Source organism: Cellulosimicrobium cellulans, from assembly GCF_042723955.1.
Classification (GTDB): Bacteria; Actinomycetota; Actinomycetes; order Actinomycetales; family Cellulomonadaceae; genus Cellulosimicrobium; species Cellulosimicrobium cellulans_H.
The window spans coordinates 1-3118 of the sequence record NZ_JBHXIC010000140.1 but is presented as its reverse complement, the minus strand read 5'-3'; the positions used below and the strand labels follow the sequence as shown (position 1 = coordinate 3118).

Below are 3118 nucleotides of genomic sequence, written 5' to 3'. Positions count from 1 at the left end.
CTCGCGTGCTGGCGTGGTCTGGGGTGTGCTTTTGTTTTTCCTGGAGCGCGGGGCGCCCCGCGCTGCGCCCCGCCCGCCCCGGGCCCCCCCCCCCACTTCTCGGCGCAGGCGAGCCGGTCAGGACGGCGGGCGGTGCAGGACGAACAGCCCGCGGTGGACGGGGCGGTCGAGGCGCTGGTCGTCGGTCGCCACGTACTCGTCGAGCACGGCGAGGATGCGCCGGTCGAGCTCGGCGACGTCGCCGTCGGAGAGGTGGAGGCGGAACGCCGCGGACGTCGTGACGGCGTCGGGACCGGCGGCGAGGGCGTCGTCGAGCGCCGCGGCGACGGGGCCGAACCGGACGTCGGGCGCGGTGCCGCGCAGGGGGTCGTCGAGCCACCACGTCGCCCCGGTCGCGCGGTAGGGGCGTTCGAGCGCCCCCCCGGCGCCGGTGCGCACCTCCGCGGGCTCGAGCAGGCCCGCACGGACGAGGAGGCGGACGTGGTGGAGGGCCGTGCCGGGCGCGACGCCGAGGTGGTCGGCCAGCTCCTTGTTGGTCATCTCGCGCGTGCCGCACTGCCGGACGATGCGCTGGCGCAGGGGGTGGGCCAGGGCCTTGGCCTCGAGCGCCGTGGGCGGACGCCGTCCGGGCACCTCGGGCGTCGTCGCCGGTGCGGGGTCCTGCGGCGTGGGCTCGGCGCTCATGGCACCCATCGTACGTCGATCGATCGAGATCGACCGATCGATTGGGTTTTCTCGATCACTGTGCCATGCTGGGCGACATGGCCTCCGTACCCCGCCGACGCCGCTCGGCCGGCACGCCCCTGAGCGCACCGTTCCGGCGCCTCTGGACGGCGTCGGCGGTGTCCAACCTCGCCGACGGCGTGCTCAAGGTCGCGCTGCCGCTCGTCGCGGTCCGGTACACCGACTCCCCCGCGCTCGTCGCCGGGCTGACGTTCGCCCTCACCCTGCCCTGGCTGCTCTTCGCGCTGCCCGCCGGCGCGCTCGCCGACCGGCTCGACCGCCGCCACGCGATGATCGGCGCCAACGTGGCGCGCGCGCTGCTCGTCGTCGCGCTCGCCGCCGTCGCGCTCGTGCCCGACGCCGGGAGCATCGCCGTGCTCTACGTCGTCGCGTTCGGCGTCGGCGCCACGGAGACGCTCTACGACACCGCGGCGCAGTCGATCCTGCCCCAGGTCGTGCCACGCACCGCGCTCCCCCGGGCGAACGGGCGGCTGTACGCCGCGGAGCTCACGGCGAACCAGTTCGTCGGGCCGCCCCTGGGCGGCCTGCTCGTCGCGGCGGGCGCGGCCGTAGCGTTCGGGCTCCCGGGTGCGCTGTGGGCGCTCGCCGTCGGGCTCCTCGTCGGTCTGCCCGGCTCGTACCGCCCCGAGCGCACGACCCGCACGACGCTGCGGGCCGACATCGCCGAGGGACTGCGCTTCCTGTGGCACGACCGGATCCTGCGCACGCTCGCCCTCATGGTCGGCGGCATCAACTTCGCGAGCAACGCCGCGTTCGCGATCTTCGTGCTCTACGCCGTCGGCCCCGACTCCCCCCTGGGGCTGTCCGAGCCCGCGTACGGCGTGCTGCTCACGACGACCGCCGTCGGCGCGTTCGCCGGCTCCTTCGTCGCCGAGCGCGTCGTCAGGCTCGTCGGCCGGGCACGCTCCCTCGCACTGACCGTGCTCAGCACGGTCGCGCTCGTGGGCGTTCCCGCAGTGACGACGAACGCGTGGGTGATCGGCGCCGTCTACGCCGTGGGCGGTGCGGGGATCGCGGTGTGGAACGTCGTCACCGTCTCGCTCCGGCAGCGGATCACGCCCGACGCGCTGCTCGGCCGCCTCAACTCCTGCTACCGGCTCGTCGCGTGGGGGACGATGCCGCTCGGCGCTGCGGTCGGCGGCCTGCTCGGCGAGGTGTTCGGGCTGCGGAGCGTGTTCGTCGTCATGGCGGCGGTGTCGGCGGCGACGCTGCTGGGCATGCTCGTCGTGGACGACCGCGCGATGGACGCGGCGGAGCGGGCCGCCGACGAGCGCGCCGGCGTCGGAGACCGGGAGGTCGAGCCCACGGCGGACCCCGTCACCGAGGACTGAACCGCGCCGTCACCGTCACCGCCTCGTCGCGCGAGCCTCTGCCCCGGCAGCGGTCAGGCGACGGGCCGGCCCCTGTGCGCCCGACGGCGCAGCGCGGCTCCGGCGGCGACCGTCAGGCCCGCGAGCACCGCTGCGCCGACGAGACCCGTGCCCGTGGTGGCCAGTCCGCCCGGGCGCGGGGACGCGCTGGTCCCGCCGCCCGTCGTCCCGCCCGTGCCGGTGGACGGTGTGCCGCCGGGCTCCTCAGGCTCGCCCGGGGCAGCGAGGACGACGAACGGCTCGGACAGCACGTCGACACCGCCGTCCGGTGCGACGAGGCGGAGGTGGTGCTCCCCCGGCACCGTCCCGACCGGGATCCGCGTCACCAGCTCGAACGCGCCGTCCTCGTCCGTCGTGACCGTCGCGAGGAGGACCGGGTCGCTCTCGAGCCAGACCTCGTAGGTGCTGTGCGGCGCGAGGCCGCTGCCGCGGACCACGAGCTCGCCGCCGACGACGAACGGGCCCTCGCCCACGACGACCACGCGCGGTCCGGCGGGCACCTCGCGCTCGGTGATCTCGACGCTCACACGCACACCGTCGGCGGGGTCGGGCGCGACGGTGGTGAGGGCGGCTGCCGAGGCGGTGCCTGCGGGGACGGCCAGGGACCCGGCGATCACGAGGGCAGCGAACAGCCTGCGGGTGGTCGTCACGCGGTGAACCTCTTCGTCCGGCCCGGGGTGGGCGCCGCTGGGTCCCCCCGAACCCGGCTGGACGAGCGTCCAGCCGCGAACATCTTGCCATCTTGGACGCCTGAACTGAACACTCGTCCAGGTTGTTCACCCGCGCGACGTCGGTCGTCCCCCGGCAGCACGAAGCTCGGCCCCCGTCGCTCCGAGGAACCACGGGGGCGGAGCCGGTCCCCGGGGGGGGGGGGCCACCCCCCCGGCTGGGACCCGCGCCGCGCCGCCCCCGCGCCCGGCCTCTCCCCTGGGCTGGCTGGTTCGTCGGGCGGCCCGTTCCTGAGGAGGCGCTCATGGCCCGGTTCACCCGCTCTGACAACTTGC

At 75.8% G+C, this 3118-nt stretch carries 3 protein-coding genes; 1 reads left to right on the top strand and 2 read right to left on the bottom strand.

The annotated features are described in order from the left end of the window. Positions 1 to 117: 117 nt before the first annotated feature. Positions 118 to 684, bottom strand: a complete 567-nt coding sequence (locus ACFWH7_RS20345; protein WP_378219381.1) for an ArsR/SmtB family transcription factor — start codon at positions 682 to 684, stop codon at positions 118 to 120. 77 nt (positions 685 to 761) lie between these two features. Between ACFWH7_RS20345 and ACFWH7_RS20340 the strand changes: the two genes are divergently transcribed. Beyond that, positions 762 to 2075 (top strand): MFS transporter, encoded by a 1314-nt coding sequence (locus ACFWH7_RS20340; RefSeq protein WP_378219379.1) that lies wholly within the window; start codon positions 762 to 764, stop codon positions 2073 to 2075. A gap of 53 nt (positions 2076 to 2128) precedes the next feature. On the opposite strand, the gene ACFWH7_RS20335 is transcribed toward ACFWH7_RS20340, so the two are convergent. Further along, positions 2129 to 2764: a hypothetical protein gene (locus ACFWH7_RS20335; RefSeq protein WP_378219377.1), complete on the bottom strand. Its 636-nt coding sequence runs from the start codon at positions 2762 to 2764 to the stop codon at positions 2129 to 2131. Between the last annotated feature and the right edge of the window lie 354 nt (positions 2765 to 3118).